The organism is Erwinia billingiae Eb661 (assembly GCF_000196615.1).
Classification (GTDB): domain Bacteria; phylum Pseudomonadota; class Gammaproteobacteria; order Enterobacterales; family Enterobacteriaceae; genus Erwinia; species Erwinia billingiae.
The window spans coordinates 2,576,207-2,592,519 of sequence record NC_014306.1; the positions used below are offsets into that span (position 1 = coordinate 2,576,207).

Genomic DNA, 16,313 nt, shown 5'->3' on the forward strand with positions numbered 1-16,313 from the left:
GCATAGGCGGTTAATCCGCCTAAGCCAACTCAATCAGTATCAGCCCGTTGATAAGTGGCAATAATTTCTCCCGCCACCGCCACGGCAATCTCCGCCGGCAGTTTGCCGGTGATATCCGGCAGGCCAATCGGGCAGCGCATGCTGTCCAGCTGCTGCCGGGTGAAGCCTTTACCTTCAAGGCGATAGTCGAAACGCTGACGCTTGGTTTGCGATCCAATCACGCCAAAATAACGATAATCGCCGCGCTTAAGGATCGCTTCACACAGTTCTAAGTCGCGCGGATGATGATGGGTCATCACCACAAAATAGCTGTCTGGCGGCATCAAATCCACCTGCTCGGTGGGATCGTCCAGGCAGCAAACGGTGACTCCTTCCGGCACGCTGGAAAACTGCTCGCGGCGTTCATCCACCCAAAATACGTTACAGGGTAACGTCGCCAGCAGATTCACCAGCGCCTGACCGACGTGCCCGGCACCAAATACCACGATTTGCGGCTGGATCTGCAGCAACGGCTCAAACAGTACGGTGGTCATGCCGCCGCAGCACTGACCCAACTTTGCGCCCAGATTGAAATGCTCGCTGTAGGGCTGCGCCTGCCTGGCGCTTAACATCTCTCTGGCGGTGGCAACGCACTTAAATTCCAGATGGCCGCCGCCAATGGTCAGCCAGGTTTTGCTCGCAGACACCACCATTTTGCTGCCGCGATCGCGTGGCACCGAGCCTTTTTCGTCCAGCACGGTGAGCAGCACGCAGGGTTCGCGCCGCTCATGCAGCTGCGCCAACACCATAATCCAGTCATCAGTGCGCATCGGTCACCCCGGCTCTGAGTTTATCCGCGCCCCAGAACACCCTTTCCGGCGTCGCGGGCGCATCCAGCAGCGGATGTTGCTGATAGTTGCTGACGCTGGATACCGCATCCTGCAAGGCGCACCAGGCCGCAATACCCAGCATAAACGGCGGTTCACCCACGGCTTTCGAATGGAACACCGTATCTTTTGGGTTCCTGCGGTTTTCTACCAGCGTCACCCGCATATCTGTCGGCACGTCGCCAATGGCGGGAATTTTGTAACTCGCCGGGCCATCGGTCATTAAGCGCCCTTTGTCGTTCCACACCAGCTCTTCGCAGGTCAGCCAGCCGACGCCCTGCACAAAACCGCCTTCCACCTGACCGATGTCGATCGCCGGGTTCAGCGACGCGCCAACGTCATGCAGAATGTCCGCCCGCAACAGGCGATATTCCCCGGTCAGGGTGTCGATAATCACCTCGGCGCAGGCCGCACCATAGGCGAAGTAATAGAACGGCGTGCCGCGCCCGGCCTGGCGATCGTAGTGAATGCCCGGCACCTTGTAATAGCCGGTTGCCGACAGCGGCACCTGGTTAAACCATGCCATTTGCGCCACGTCCGGGAAGGTGAAGTGCTGGTCTTTTACCCGCACGATGCCGTTGCTGAAAGTCACCTCTTCGGCGCTGCAGCTGTGCAGCTTGCACAGCATTTCGGTCAGGCGGTCACGCAGGATTTCCGCCGCATTCTGCGCCGCTTTACCGTTGAGATCGGTGCCGCTGGAGGCCGCGGTCGGTGAGGTGTTCGGCACTTTTCCGGTATCGGTGGCGGTGATCTGAATCTGATCGACATCGATCTGCAGCACTTCGGCGACAATCTGCGCCACCTTGGTGTTCAACCCCTGGCCCATCTCGGTACCGCCGTGGTTTAACTGCACGGTGCCGTCGGTGTAGATCAGGATCAGTGCGCCCGCCTGGTTCAGGAAGCTTGAGGTAAAGGAGATGCCAAATTTGACCGGCGTCAGCGCCAGCCCGCGTTTCAGATACGGACTGGCCGCATTGAAGGCGCGGATCTCTTCCCGCCGCTGGGCATAAGACGCACTGACTTCCAGCTGTTCAGTCATTTCCGCCATCAGATTGTCTTCAACCTTCTGGTGGTAATGGGTGATATTGCGCTCTTCCTTGCCGTAATAGTTGCGCTTACGCACTTCAAGCGGATCCAGTTTCAGTTCACGGGCGATGTGATCCATGATCTGTTCAATCGCCACCATGCCCTGTGGGCCGCCAAAGCCGCGATAGGCGGTGTTCGACGCGATGTTGGTCCGGCAGCGATAACCGGTGACCAGCGCATCGCCGAGATAATAGGCGTTGTCCGCATGGAACATCGCACGATCGATAATCGAGCCGGACAGGTCCAGCGAATAGCCGCAGTTACCGGCCAGATCGATTTTCACGCCGCAGAATCGTCCGGTTTCATCCACTCCGACGTCATAGCGCACGTAGAACGGATGGCGCTTGCCGGTCATGCGCATATCATCGCGCCGCGCCAGACGCATTTTCACCGGGCGGTTGGTCATCCTCGCCGCCACGGCACACAAACAGGCCACGCCCGCCGCCTGGGTCTCTTTGCCGCCGAAGCCGCCACCCATGCGGCGCATATCGATGGTGACTTTATTCATGGTGATGCCCATCACCGAGGCCACCAGCTTCTGCACTTCCGTCGGATTTTGCGTGGAAGAAAAGACCTGCAGCGAGTTGTCCTCACCGGGAATGACCATTGCCACCTGCGTCTCGAGGTAGAAATGTTCCTGGCCACCGATATGGAATTCACCCTGCAAACGGTGAGCGGCACGCGCCAGCGCAGCCTGCGCATCACCGCGCTGATGAACATGCGGCTGCTGGACAAAGTGCTGCTTTTCCAACGCTTCCCTGACGTCGAGCATGGGCGTCAGCACCTCATACTCAATGATGGCGGCTTCGGCAGCCTGGCGCGCCGCGTCGGGGGTTTCAGCCGCCACGGCAAGCACCACCTGACCGGCGTACTCCACAACCTCCTTCGCCAGCAGCGGGTCGCCCGGCTCCAGTGGGCCGATATCCAGCTCGCCCGGTACCTGATGCCAGGTTAACACCTGCACCACGCCGGGAATGGCGTAGCAGGGTTCAACGTTGATATGCAGAATGCGCGCATGAGCGTGTTCACTCAGCCGTGGGCAGAGATGCAGCATGCCCGGCAGCTCAAGCTTGTCATCGATGTACAGGGCTTCACCGGAGACATGTTTATCGGCGCTTTCGTGCTTGTTACTTTTGCCCACGCCGCTCTGGATCCCTTCCCGGTATTGCCGGGCGATCACGTCTTCTGCCACTACTGGTCGATTATGAGACATAGCGCGATACCTCCAGCAACGTCAGCTCACCCGAACGGGAAGCATAAAAACGACGTAATAAGTTTTTGGCAATTTGCAGGCGGTAATCCGCGCTGGCGCGGAAATCGCTCAGCGGTTTGAAGTCCTGCTCAAGGGCGGCACAGGCCTGTTCGATTGACGCCAGCGTCAGCGGTTTCCCCATCAGCAGCTGTTCGCTGTGGCTGGCGCGTTTGGCAATTTCGGCCATACCGCCAAAGGCGATGCGTGCTTCGGTCACCACGCCGCTGCTGTCGGTGTCGACCAGCAGCGCGGCAAACACCGCCGAGATATCATCTTCCAGCCGTTTGGAGACTTTCCACGCGGCGAATGTTTGTGACGGCGTCACTTTAGGGATAACGATCGCGCGGATAAATTCCCCTTCCTGTAAGGCGGTTTTGCGATAGGAAAGGAAGAACTCCTTCAGCGGTAGACGACGAACGCGCTGGCCGTGTTGCAGTTCCAGCGAGGCATTCAGCGCCAGGAGCATCGGCGGCGTATCACCGATCGGCGAACCGTTGGCGATGTTGCCGCCCAGCGTGCCCTGATGGCGGATCTGCAATGAGGCAAAGCGCTCCAGCATCTCGGAGAACGGCGGAATGTGCGCTGCCAGCAGCTGATAGCAATGATGCAGCGACGCACCGGCACCCAGCACAATCTCGTGCTCAGCTATCTGGCACGTTTTCAGCTCATCAATCTGCTCAAGGGCGATCATCAGCGGTAACGGTTTATAGAACTGCGTAACCTGCAACGCCAGATCGGTGCCGCCGGCCAGCAGCTTCGCCTGTGGAAACTCCAGTAGCAACCCGGCCAGCTGTGCCACGGTTTTCGGCACATAGCAGCGGTTGCCCTTAAAGGTCAGGGTTTGCAGCTCCGCGTTTTTCAACGCGCTCAGGCGCTTCGCCGTGTCCGCACTCTGCAACTGGAAACTGTCAACTTCAGGCTGTTCGCAGGCCTGTCGCGCGGCATCGACAATCGGACGGTAGCCGGTGCAGCGGCATAGGTTGCCCGCCAGCGCCTGTTCAGCCTGCTTATGCTGCCAGCCATCACTGTTTTTTTGCAGCGTGAACAGCGACATCACAAAGCCGGGCGTGCAGAATCCGCACTGTGACGCGTGGCAATCCACCATCGCCTGCTGCACCGAGTGCAGTTTATTGCCCTGCTTTAAATCCTCGACGGTGATCAGCTGTTTGCCCTGCAGGCTGCTGACAAAGGTCAGGCAGCTGTTAGCGGTTTCATACACCATTTCGCCGTTTTCCACCCGGCCAAGGGTGACCGTACAGGCGCCACAGTCACCCGAGGCACAGCCTTCTTTGGTGCCGCTACGGCGTTTATTCTGACGCAGGTAGTTCAGCACGGTCAGATTGGGATCCAGCGACTCTTCGGTCACCAGCGTCTGATTCAGTAAAAATTGGATCATGCGGCTTTTACCTCACTGTGTGTCTGCCAGACGCACTGTCCGTTTACCCAGGTTGCAGCGATATTGCGATCGTCGCCCAGCGTCATCAGCACAAAGAGTTTTTCCCAGATGTCTTTGCTGTTGGCATGGCGCATCTGTTGTAAGGCGGAAACCGCCGGATCCAGCACCACGAAGTCGGCTTCTTTTCCTGGGCTGAAGTTGCCGATGCGGCTGTCCAGATCCAGCGCATGCGCGCCGCCCAGCGTGGCATGATAGAAGGCTTCACAGGCCGCCAGCTTGTAGCGCTGGAGCTGGCCCACTTTGTAGGCCTCGCCCAGCGTCTGCAGCATGCTAAAGGTGGTCCCTGCGCCGACATCGGTACCCATACCCATTTTCACCCCTTTCTGCCAGCAGGTGTTCAGGTCGAACAGGCCGCTGCCCAAAAACAGGTTAGAGGTCGGGCAAAATGCCACGGCGGAGTCGGTTTTGTGCAGGCAATCCCACTCTTCCTCTTCCAGATGCAGGCAATGTGCAAAGACGCTGCGGCGACCGGTCAGCTGATAGGCGTCATACACATCGAGATAATTTTTATGCGCCGGGAACAGCGACTTCACCCATTCAATTTCCTGCGGATTTTCGCTGAGGTGGGTATGCATCCAGGTATCCGGAAATTCGGCCTTCAGCTGGCTGACCTTGCTCAGCAGTTCCGGCGAAGAGGTCGGCGCAAAGCGTGGCGTCAGCGCATAGCTGAGGCGACCCTTGTTGTGCCAGCGCTCAATCAGCGCACGCGTTTGTTGATAGCTCTGCTCCGGCGTTTCGGTCAGGTAATCTGGCGCATTGCGATCCATCATTACCTTACCGGCAATCAGCCGCATCCCCAGCCCGTCGGCGGCGGTAAACAGCGCATCGACCGACTCGGGATGCACGGTGCCAAACACCAGCGCCGTGGTGGTGCCATTGCTCAGCAGCTGGTGCAGGAAGAAGGCCGACATTTTGGCGGCGTGCTGCGGGCAATGGTACTGGCTCTCCACCGGGAAGGTGTACTGCTGCAGCCATTCCAGCAGCTGCTCGCCATAGGCACCGATCATTTCGGTTTGCGGGTAGTGAATATGCGTATCGACAAAACCGGGAACGATCAGCTTGCCGCGATAGTCGAGCACGGGAACGTCGTCGGCAAGCTGAAGGCGCCCTTCTTCCCACGGCTGCAGCGATACGATTTCACCGCCGTTCAGCAGCAGCAATCCATCTTCAATATAACGAGCCTGTTCGGGAAGCTGCGTCGGCATGTCCACAACGGCAGTAATATCAAAAAAGCTTCCGCGAATAGCCTGAGTACAGGTAACTGACATAGCGATTCCTTGGGGAAAGAGTTCAACCCTTTCTTTTGTTATTGCAGGTGATGACCTTTATTTCAAATTGCAATTGTTATGCCAGATCGCGATAGCGTTATTTATGATTAATAATCAACAGGTTAATGGGGGTTTTATGACAAGCTCATGTCTGCCTGCCAGTTAATCGTGTGCGCAACCGGTTGCCTTCCTCCGCAAACGGTTGCATTGAGGGATTATTATTTAAACACCCCAACTATTGGCACTGCGCGGCAAAAAGGCGCACTAAAAAAAGGCAGCGTGCGAATTAAATGCACCAACAGTGTGCAGATCGGTTTAGTAAATAAATCATAACCTTTTCGTCCTTATCAGCTTACCTTTGAAATGGTAAGGTGGCTGGAATTGAAAATACCTTGAGGAACAGTGAGATGATTGTATTTGTTACTGGCGCTACCGCAGGATTCGGAGAAGATATCACCCGCCGCTTTATTGCTCAGGGGCATAAAGTGATCGCCACCGGCCGCCGTCAGGAGCGTTTACAGGCGCTGAAAGAGGAGCTGGGTGACGCTGTATATACCCTGCAACTGGACGTGTGCAACCGTGCCGGTATTGAAGAAGCGCTGGCCAGCCTGCCCGCCGACTGGCGCAATATCGACGTGTTGGTCAACAACGCCGGTCTGGCGTTGGGCATCGAGCCGGCGCATAAAGCCAACGTCGATGACTGGGATCTGATGATCGACACCAATAACAAAGGCCTGGTGTATATGACCCGCGCGGTGTTGCCGGCCATGGTTGAGCGCAATGTTGGCCACATCATCAATATCGGTTCGATTGCCGGCAGCTGGCCTTACGCCGGCGGCAACGTGTATGGCGCCACCAAAGCCTTCGTGCGTCAGTTCAGCCTGAATCTGCGCGCCGATTTGCATGGCACCGCGCTGCGCGTCACCAATATTGAACCAGGCCTGGTTGGCGGCACCGAGTTTTCTAACGTGCGCTTCAAGGGCGACGATGCCAAAGCGGACAGCGTGTATGACGGCGCGGAACCGTTAACGGCAGAAGACGTGACCGAAGCGGTGTACTGGGTGGCGAACCTGCCTAAGCACGTCAATATCAATACGCTGGAGATGATGCCAGTCGGTCAGACGCTGGCAGGTTTGAAGGTGCACAAGGCGTAATGTTAGACGGAGCGCAAGCGCTCGGGCGATAACGATGAAAACAGGCTGCAGATGCAGCCTGTTTTCATTTACCACACCCGGTTAAATCACGATCTCATCCATCGCCTGCTGAATACGCTTCTCCGAAACCGGATAGGGCGTGCCAAGCTGCTGGGCAAAATAGCTCACCCGCAACTCTTCAATCATCCAACGCACGTCCTTCACGTCTTCATCTTCGCGGCGAACGGCGGGCAACTTGTTGTACCAGGTGGACCAGGCCTGCTGAATTTTTTCAATTTTCAGCATTCTGGCGCGATCGCTGTGCGGATCGATCGGCATTTTTTCCAGCCGCCGCTCCATTGCCGTCAGATAACGCAAGGTATCCGACAGTCGCTTCCAGCCGTTCTGGGTAACAAAGCCTTTGTACACCAGGCCGCCTAACTGTGCCTTAACGTCAGACAGCGCCAGCGCCATACTCATATCCACGCGCCCTTTCAGACGTTTGTTGATATTGAACACCGCGGTGAGGATCTGCTCCACCTTTTTCGCGATGTCGACCACCGTGTCGTTCAGCTCGGCGCGAACCTTATCGTGCAGTTTGCTGTAACCCGCTTCCTGCCAGGTTGGGCCGCCGTGTTCATCAATCAGCTTATCAACACCACAGGCGATGCAGTCATCAATCAGATCCAGCACCTTGCCATACGGGTTGAAATAGAGTCCCAGCTTGGCTTTGTTCGGCAGCTTTTCATGCAGGTATTTGATCGGCGACGGAATATTAAGCAGCAGCAAACGCCGCTGGCCGCGCCACATGGCCTTCTGCTGCTCATGCTGCGAGTCAAACAGGCGGATCGCCACGCTGTCTTTCTCATCCACCAACGCCGGCCAGGCCTTCACGCTGTAATTTCCGCGCTTCTGCTCGAAATGATCCGGCAGGTCGCCAAAGCTCCAGATATGCAGACCGCTCTGTTCCAGCCCGTCATCGGCGACCAGCGACAGCGTTTCCTGCACTTTTCCTTTCAGCGCCAGCTTCAGCGCGGCGAGATCGCGCCCTTCGTTCAGCTTGCGGTTGTTTTCATCCACCACCCGGTAGGTGATTTTCAGGTGATCGGGCACCTGATCCCACTGCCAGGCTTCACGGTCAATGGTGATCCCGGTCATGCGGCGGAATTCGCGTTCCAGCGACTCCAGCAGCGGCAATTCCATTGGCGTCACCCGGCCAAGGAAGGCGTCCGCATAGTTTGGCGCAGGCACCAGATTGCGGCGAACGGGTTTTGGCAGCGATTTGATCAGCGCGATAATCAACTCGCGGCGCACGCCCGGAATCTGCCACTCAAAGCCGTTCTCCTCAACCTGATTCAGCAACGGTAACGGCACGTGCACCGTCACGCCATCGGCTTCGGTGCCGGGCTCAAACTGGTAGCTCAGGCGCAGCTTGAGGTTGCCCTGTTGCCAGACGTTGGGATAATCCAGCTTGCTGACGTTGCTTGCGCCCTCTTTAATCAGCATCTCTTTGGCGAAGTTCAGCAGTTCTGGCTGTTCGCGGCTGGTTAGCTTCCACCAGCTGTCGAAATGCCGGGCCGACACCACGTCCTGCGGAATGCGCATATCGTAAAAGGCAAACAGCGTCTCGTCATCTACCAGAATGTCGCGACGGCGGGACTTATGCTCCAGCTCTTCCACTTCTTCACGCAGCTTGAGGTTGGCTTTGAAGAACGCGTGACGCGTCTGCCATTCCCCTTCCACCAGCGCGTTACGGATAAACAGCTCACGGGACAGGACCGGATCGATCTGGCTGTAGTTCACCTTGCGTGCGGCAACAATCGGCAAGCCATACAGGGTGACTTTTTCACTGGCCATTACCGCGCCCTGCGCTTTCTCCCAGTGCGGTTCGCTGTAGCTGCGTTTGATCAGATGCTGAGCCACCGGCTCGATCCACTCCGGATCGATACGCGCGGCAATACGGCCCCACAGCCGGCTGGTTTCCACCAGCTCCGCGACGATGGTCCATTTCGGCGGCTTCTTAAACAGCCCCGAGCCAGGGAAGATCGAGAAACGGGCGTTACGCGCGCCGGTATATTCCTGCTTATCGGCGTCTTTCTGACCGATATGCGACAGCAAACCGGTTAGCAGCGCGGTATGCACGCCACGGAAATCGGCGGGCTCGCTGTTCAGCGGGATCCCCTGTTCACGCACCACCTGACGCAGCTGGGTGTAGATATCCTGCCACTCGCGCACGCGCAGATAGTTAAGGTATTCCATCTTACACAAGCGGCGGAACTGGCTGGACGACAGCGCCTTCTGCTGCTCCTGCAGGTAATCCCACAGGTTCACAAAGGAGAGGAAATCGGACTCCTTGTCGGCAAAGCGGCGATGCTTCTCGTCTGACGCCTGCTGCTTATCTGCCGGACGCTCGCGCGGGTCCTGAATGGACAGCGCCGAGGTGATGATCATCACTTCGCGCGTACAGGCATAGCGCTGCGCTTCCAGCACCATTTTGGCCAGTCGTGGATCGACCGGTAGCTGCGCCAGCGAGCGCCCCGACGGGGTCAGCTTATAATGCTGATCCTCGCTTTGGGTGATGGCACCCAGCTCTTCCAGCAGCTTGACGCCATCCTGGATGTTGCGCTTGTCCGGCGCTTCGACAAACGGAAACGCGGCGATATCGCCCAGTCCCAACGCCGTCATCTGCAGAATGACTGACGCCAGGTTGGTGCGCAGAATTTCCGGATCGGTAAATTCCGGGCGGTTAATGAAATCGTCTTCTGAATAGAGACGAATACAGATCCCTTCAGAGACACGACCGCAACGGCCCTTACGCTGATTGGCCGAGGCCTGTGACACCGGCTCGATCGGCAGACGCTGAACCTTGGTGCGGAAGCTGTAGCGGCTGATACGCGCGGTACCGGGGTCGATGACGTACTTGATGCCCGGTACGGTCAGCGAGGTTTCCGCCACGTTGGTGGCCAGCACGATACGGCGGCCGGTATGCGACTGGAACACGCGGTTCTGCTCAGCATTCGACAGGCGCGCATACAGCGGCAGAATTTCGGTATGCGGAAGATCGCGGCGGTTTAAGGCATCCGCCGTATCGCGGATTTCCCGTTCACCGCTCATAAAGATCAGGATATCGCCACGGCTCTCCTGCCCCAGCTCATCGACCGCATCGAAAATGGCCTGCAGCTGATCGCGATCGGTATCATCCGCGTCTTCCACCACCGGACGATAGCGAACCTCCACCGGATAGGTGCGGCCGGAGACTTCGATTACCGGCGCATTGTGGAAATGTTTGGAGAAGCGCTGCGGATCGATGGTCGCCGAGGTGATGATCACTTTTAAATCCGGGCGACGCGGCAGCAGCTCACGCAGATAGCCGAGTAAAAAGTCGATGTTCAGACTGCGTTCATGCGCTTCATCAATAATGATGGTGTCGTACTGCAACAGCAGCCGGTCCTGTTGGATCTCCGCCAGCAGAATACCGTCGGTCATCAGCTTGACCTGAGTGGTGTCGCTGACCTGATCGTTAAAACGCACCTTATAGCCAATGCAGCCACCGAGGCTGGTTTCCAGCTCGTCGGCGATGCGATCGGCCACGGTGCGCGCCGCCAGGCGTCGTGGCTGCGTATGGCCAATCAGCCCGGTAATGCCCCGGCCCAGCTCCAGACAAATCTTTGGCAGCTGGGTGGTTTTCCCTGAGCCGGTTTCACCGGCGACGATCACCACCTGGTTGTCGCGGATCGCGTCGGCAATGTCCTGCTTCTTCTGACTGACCGGCAAATTTTCCGGGTAACGAATCGTCGGCGTCGCCGCACGACGGCTGGCCACACGCTGTTCAGCCACGGTAATTTCCGCCGCCAGCTCGTCAGCGATCGCCTGCATCGCCTCAGGCTTGCTGACTTTTTTAGCCCCGTGCAGGCGCTTCAGCAGACGCTGGCGATCGCGCAGCATCAGCGAGTCCAGGCGTGGGAAGAGCGCGGTCAGGGGAGATTGAGGTGTTGTCGACATAAAGGTATAAACTCGCTAATCGCCGTCACTCCGGCAAACAACAGATGATTCGAAGGATAAAAATTTTGCGTAGTGTAGCACAGACAACCACTTAGCCATGACTCCCTGCCGTTAACCTTGTTCAGTAAATTCGAACATAGGCCTCAGAATATTGCACTATCACTGAGGGATGTTTACCCCTAGAGTGTAAATCATTGAGTGAAATCCCTTTCACGTATCACACAGGAAATTATCATGAGCAAAGTTTTAGTTCTGAAATCCAGTATTCTTGCCGGTTATTCTCAGTCAAATCAGCTGGCCGATCACTTTATTGCAGAGTGGAAAGCCGCTCACGGTAGCGACGAAATCACCGTACGTGACCTGGCAATGAACCCAATCCCGGTACTGGATGGCGAACTGGTTGGCGCGCTGCGTCCTTCTGATGCCACTCTGACCCCACGTCAGCAGGAAGCACTGGATCTGTCCAACGAACTGATTGCTGAAATTCAGGCTCACGACACCATCGTGATCACTGCACCCATGTACAACTTCAACATCCCAACGCAGCTGAAAAACTACTTTGACCTGGTTGCCCGTGCTGGCGTGACGTTCCGCTACAGCGAAAACGGCCCGGAAGGCCTGATCACCGGTAAGAAAGTGGTGGTGATTTCCAGCCGTGGTGGCATCCATAAAGATACCCCAAGCGATCTGCTGACCCCTTACCTGAAACTGTTCCTTGGTTTCCTGGGTATGTCAGACGTTGAGTTCGTCTTCGCTGAAGGCATCGCTTACGGTCCGGAAGTGGCGACCAAAGCCGCTAACGATGCAAAAGACGTGCTGAAGCAGATCGTTGCTGCTTAAGTCGTGATCTTGCCGTAAAGGGTAAGCCTGAATAAAAGCCGGTCACCGCAAGGGACCGGCTTTTTATTGCCCTTTCTTCAGCCACTGACCGTTGATGCCGCGCACGTATTGCCCGGCGGCAGCGCGCTCAACCAGCTTTTGTCCGGCGATGCGCCCGACTTCAGCGGCGGTCATATTATTGCGCAGCGCCAGTGCCTGATACTGCTGCTGACGGCCCTGGTTGATACGATCTACCAGGGCCTGAGCGTCAGCGTTCTGGGTAACGGCAGCGATGTAGCCGCTCAGGGTTTCGCCGACCAGGCCTTGCTGACGGGCCTCATCCAGCGTCAGGGCCATCGCTGCCGGTGACAACAACAGGAACACCAGCGCCAGCGCTTTTAGCTTTTTCATCATCGTCCCCTCAGAACAGTCCGCTCTGATTTTTTAACAGCGCCTCAACGTCTTTATCGACCTTGATATGGATCTCATGCTCAATTTTCACGTTCATATTGATGGTGATCGGCTCTTTTGGCGCAGCCACCTCAATACGCGGGACGCAGCCGCTAAGCAGCAAAATCCCGGCGGGCATCAGCAGGCTAATGCGTTTCATCGGTCGTTTCCTTTTGAGTCGGCAGTGCAGCGTTTTGCTCTACCCACGATTGCAAATTATCGCCAAAGCGCAGGCTGCGCCACAGCTGGAACAGGTTTTCGCGCTGGGTGTAGTTCAGCGTCACCCGCTGGTTTTTGTCGCTAAAGCGGCTGGTGCCGTTGACCTGCGCCTTCATGGTCATCGCCCCCAGATTATCAATGTCGACGGTCGCCCAGCTGCGGGTGATCTCCATATAGCGCAGCCAGTCTATGGCGGCGCCCGCCGCAATATTGTTGCTGGCGATGGCATCGGCAAAATCCTTATCCATCCTGACGGTCAGGGGGCCGTTATTGGCAATCCAACCGTCTTTGATCAGCCAGTGGGAATTGGTCAGCCACAGCGGCAGTGCGCCATTAATATGACCGGACATGGCAATCTGTTTGGGCTTCATCGCCGTGACCAGTTCGCTCATGCTGATATTTCGTAAGCGCAGCGTCGCGGCTTCGGTCTGCGGCATCTGCAGACTTTCCATACTTAGCTGGCCGCCCAGTACCGCCACCGCAACGTTGCTTAAGCGCAGCGGCTGGCGATCGCTCCATGGATACCAGCCCTGCAAATCGGCGGTGATATTCTGCAAGGCAAACTGATTTTTCACCTCTTTAATCCGCAGCGACACCGGCCCTTTGGCCCCGAAATACCACTGGTGCGCCTTCAGCCTGAACGGCAGCGAAAAGTCGATACCGTTAATTTCGTTGTCCGGCATCCATACGCTACCGTTGTTCACCACCCAGTGACCTCCGGCCTCGAAGCCCTGATCGGCGGCGGCGGAGAAGGCAACCTGCGCCTTGAGCGTTCCACCCTGGATTTTCATCTTCAGGTCATTACTGAGCAGCGGCTGGAAAACCGACAGCGATTGTTGCGGCCACCAGGCCTGACCGCGCAAACGAACGCCGTCCCAGCGGCCCTGAACGCGAACGGGGCCAATATCCTCTGCCTGCAAGCTGCCGTTATAGAGGAACGCCGCCGGATCCTGACCTTTCACCGCCAGGGTCAGCGTCGAAGGCGGCAGATAACCGCCGCTGCTGAAGGTGGTTTGCTGCGCATCCAGGCGGAATTTCCCTGCAAAGGCAGGATGCGCAACATCGCGCTGCCATGATACCGGCACCGCCAGCGTTAAACGCGGCGCACGAACGTTAACGTTGCCATAACTGATCTGGTCAAAGCCGGTTGATAGCGACGTCAGCTCAATCAATGAATCCTGCCAGCGGCCCTTGCCATTCATATCCCATTTCGCCGACAGCGGGGCCATATAGCCCTCGCCCCAATAGCGCCAGAACCACTGACCTTTATCCGGCCAGAAGTCGTTGGCCCGCCCATCCAGATGCAGCTTAAAACGCCCCATCTGCGGGTCATGTGCGGTAAGAATGGCCTGCAGGCGTCCGTCAATGCCGGCGGATGAGACTTTCACCCCGGCCAGCGGCCAACGCGCCTCATCCACTTCCAGCGTCGAAAGCAATCGCCCGCGCATTCGCAGCAACGCGCCCGGCTGTAACAGCAACGTTGGGTCCAGCAGCGGCCCCTGAACCTCGCCAGGCAGCCCGGCGTAGAATTGCAACTGCGCCAGTTTACTTTCGCCGGTCAGGCGGAATGGCAGCTGGCTGTTGCTCCAGTCAAGATGTCCCGGCCCCAGCGACAGCACCACGTTGCCTTTGCCGCCTCTTCCCTGAGTCAGCACGTTAAGTCGGCCGGTGATCTCGGTTGCCGGAATCCCCTGCTGCCAGTTTTTCAGTGCCAGGGTAATGCCGCCGGACAACGGTTGTGCCGCATAAGGCCAGCGCCATTGACCCTGCTGGATCAGGATCTGTTGGTCTGAGATGGCCCATGGCAAGGTCACCAGCGGCGCATCATCGCCCTGCTGATGCACCACCAGTTGCCCCTGCTGCTGTTGCCAGTCCAGATTGACGTTGAGCGGCGCAGGAATGCCCTGCAGCGTCATATCGGCAGTCAGTTTTCCGGCATCAGGCAAGGTGTCAGGGATTTTTGGCAGGTTCAGCGTGCCGGCAACCGTAATTGGCTCGGGGACGCCTGGGGCTTTAACGGTCAGCGAATGGATCGCCAGCTGCTGGCCGCTGAGTTCAGCGTCCAGCGAGAGATTCGGACTGCGGTAACGGACGATCTGTCGCGCGCTGTCGAGGTTGAGCTTCAGCTCTCCACCCCAGCTTTGCCACGGCGAAATAGCCAGACTGTTGATGGTGATATCCGCACCCGGCAGCATGGCCTGCCAGTCGGCGATGGAACGCGGTGCCGAAGGCGTTTCACTGGCCGGGAGCTGGCTGGCACAGGTGCTGTCGACCTGCACCGTCGCGGCATTGACCGCCCAACGTCCGTTTGCGCGGCCCAGTGACAGATCCTGTACAGCGGCAAGTTCACAGTCGCCGACGCGGTAGCGCACGCCCGGGATCTGGAGCTTACCGGACTGCCAGCGGGGATTGCTGTCCAGCACCAGAGCGGTGTTGGCAGGCAGCCACACCCCAGCCAGCCGCGGAAGCCAGTGGGTTACAGTCAGCAACAGGCTGGCAATCAGCAGCACAACGACCAGCACGATCGCTATCGCTACCTTCCAGCCACGCGAAAAGCCAGTCAACATTCCGCTCCATCCGTGAATATCATAGGGTGAAATGATGGCACGGAATGTCACAAGGGAGAAGTTTTTAACAGATAATCAACGCATTCAGCGCAAATATCCGCCGTCCGTCATCTCAGGGTCGCCGCGTATTGAGAATTATTGTTACTATGCTGTCAGCGCTATTCCCTTTACGGTCACAGGAGAGAGATCATGAAACTTGCGGTGTACAGTACGAAACAGTACGACCGGAAATACCTTGAGCAGGTCAATGAAGACTACGGCTATGAACTGGAATTTTTCGACTTTCTGCTGACTGAAAAAACGGCCAAAACGGCGGTGGGCTGCGATGGCATCTGCATCTTCGTTAACGACGACGGCAGCCGCGTGGTGCTGGAAGAGCTTGCTGAACTGGGCATCAAGTTTATCGCACTGCGTTGCGCCGGCTTTAATAACGTCGATCTGGCTGCGGCGAAAGAGCTGGGCATTAAGGTCGTCCGCGTACCGGCCTATTCCCCGGAAGCGGTGGCGGAACATGCCGTCGGCATGATGATGACGCTTAACCGCCGTATCCACCGCGCCTATCAGCGCACCCGTGATGCTAACTTTTCCCTGGAAGGATTGATCGGCTTCAATATGCACGGCCGCACGGCCGGTGTGGTGGGTACCGGTAAGATCGGTCTGGCCACGCTGCGCATCCTGAAAGGCTTTGGCATGAAGCTGCTGGCGTTCGATCCCTATCCTAATCCACTGGCCATCGAGCTGGGTGCCGAATATGTCGATATCGACACGCTGTTTAAGCAATCGGACGTCATCTCCCTGCACTGCCCGTTAACGCCCGAAAATCATCATTTACTGGATATGTCAGCATTTCAGAAAATGAAAGATGGTGTGATGATCATCAACACCAGCCGCGGTGGGCTGATTGACTCGCAGGCGGCGATTGATGCACTGAAGCTGCAAAAGATTGGTTCGCTGGGAATGGACGTGTATGAGAACGAGCGCGATCTGTTCTTTGAAGATAAATCGAATGACGTGATTCAGGATGATATCTTCCGCCGTTTATCATCCTGCCATAACGTGTTGTTTACTGGTCATCAGGCGTTCCTGACCGCTGAAGCGCTGACCAGCATTGCGGAAACCACGCTGGAAAACCTCAGGCAGCTGACCAATAATCAACCCTGCCCGAATGAACTGACGGCGGACTGAATGCGCTGAA

The 16,313-nt window shown here is 57.2% G+C and carries 11 protein-coding genes; 3 read left to right on the forward strand and 8 right to left on the reverse strand.

Features of this window, described 5'->3' with window-relative positions:
• Positions 1–29 precede the first annotated feature (29 nt).
• From xdhC to guaD, 4 genes are read right to left on the reverse strand one after another with little or no spacing between them, the layout of a single operon-like run.
• A complete protein-coding gene (gene xdhC, locus EBC_RS13155) occupies positions 30–809 on the reverse strand; it encodes a xanthine dehydrogenase accessory protein XdhC (RefSeq protein ID WP_013202289.1) in 780 nt (259 codons plus the stop codon).
• Positions 799–3,165 (reverse strand): xanthine dehydrogenase molybdopterin binding subunit, encoded by a 2,367-nt coding sequence (gene xdhB / locus EBC_RS13160; RefSeq protein WP_041692013.1) that lies wholly within the window; start codon positions 3,163–3,165, stop codon positions 799–801. Before xdhB ends, xdhC begins: the two co-directional genes overlap by 11 nt.
• Positions 3,155–4,600 carry a xanthine dehydrogenase small subunit gene (gene xdhA / locus EBC_RS13165; protein ID WP_013202291.1) on the reverse strand — a complete coding sequence of 482 codons (1,446 nt, stop codon included), beginning with the start codon at positions 4,598–4,600 and terminating at the stop codon, positions 3,155–3,157. The genes xdhB and xdhA overlap by 11 nt, the downstream gene beginning before the upstream one ends.
• Positions 4,597–5,928, reverse strand: a complete 1,332-nt coding sequence (gene guaD, locus EBC_RS13170; protein ID WP_013202292.1) for a guanine deaminase — start codon at positions 5,926–5,928, stop codon at positions 4,597–4,599. The genes xdhA and guaD overlap by 4 nt, the downstream gene beginning before the upstream one ends.
• 407 nt (positions 5,929–6,335) lie before the next feature.
• Here guaD and ydfG point away from each other — a divergent pair, with 407 nt between their 5' ends.
• On the forward strand, positions 6,336–7,082 hold the full coding sequence (gene ydfG, locus EBC_RS13175) for a bifunctional NADP-dependent 3-hydroxy acid dehydrogenase/3-hydroxypropionate dehydrogenase YdfG (RefSeq protein ID WP_013202293.1): 747 nt from the start codon (positions 6,336–6,338) through the stop codon (positions 7,080–7,082).
• A gap of 81 nt (positions 7,083–7,163) precedes the next feature.
• Here the strand turns inward: ydfG and hrpA are convergent, their stop codons facing one another.
• The gene (gene hrpA / locus EBC_RS13180) at positions 7,164–11,063 is read right to left on the reverse strand and encodes an ATP-dependent RNA helicase HrpA (protein WP_013202294.1); all 3,900 of its coding nucleotides are present in this window, start codon (positions 11,061–11,063) and stop codon (positions 7,164–7,166) included.
• A gap of 234 nt (positions 11,064–11,297) precedes the next feature.
• On the opposite strand from hrpA, the gene EBC_RS13185 reads away from it, so the two are divergent.
• A complete protein-coding gene (locus tag EBC_RS13185; RefSeq protein ID WP_013202295.1) occupies positions 11,298–11,903 on the forward strand; it encodes an FMN-dependent NADH-azoreductase in 606 nt (201 codons plus the stop codon).
• A 63-nt stretch (positions 11,904–11,966) separates the two neighbouring features.
• Here the strand turns inward: EBC_RS13185 and EBC_RS13190 are convergent, their stop codons facing one another.
• The 3 genes from EBC_RS13190 to EBC_RS13200 are packed head-to-tail and all read right to left on the reverse strand — an operon-like array spanning position 11,967 to position 15,118.
• On the reverse strand, positions 11,967–12,293 hold the full coding sequence (locus EBC_RS13190; RefSeq protein ID WP_041692014.1) for a YdbL family protein: 327 nt from the start codon (positions 12,291–12,293) through the stop codon (positions 11,967–11,969).
• 10 nt (positions 12,294–12,303) lie between these two features.
• A complete protein-coding gene (locus EBC_RS13195) occupies positions 12,304–12,492 on the reverse strand; it encodes a YnbE family lipoprotein (protein WP_041692015.1) in 189 nt (62 codons plus the stop codon).
• Positions 12,479–15,118, reverse strand: coding sequence for a YdbH family protein (locus EBC_RS13200; RefSeq protein ID WP_013202298.1), 2,640 nt, complete (start codon positions 15,116–15,118; stop codon positions 12,479–12,481). The genes EBC_RS13195 and EBC_RS13200 overlap by 14 nt, the downstream gene beginning before the upstream one ends.
• 189 nt (positions 15,119–15,307) lie before the next feature.
• Between EBC_RS13200 and EBC_RS13205 the strand changes: the two genes are divergently transcribed.
• Positions 15,308–16,303 carry a 2-hydroxyacid dehydrogenase gene (locus tag EBC_RS13205; RefSeq protein WP_013202299.1) on the forward strand — a complete coding sequence of 332 codons (996 nt, stop codon included), beginning with the start codon at positions 15,308–15,310 and terminating at the stop codon, positions 16,301–16,303.
• The last annotated feature ends 10 nt before the right edge of the window (positions 16,304–16,313 follow it).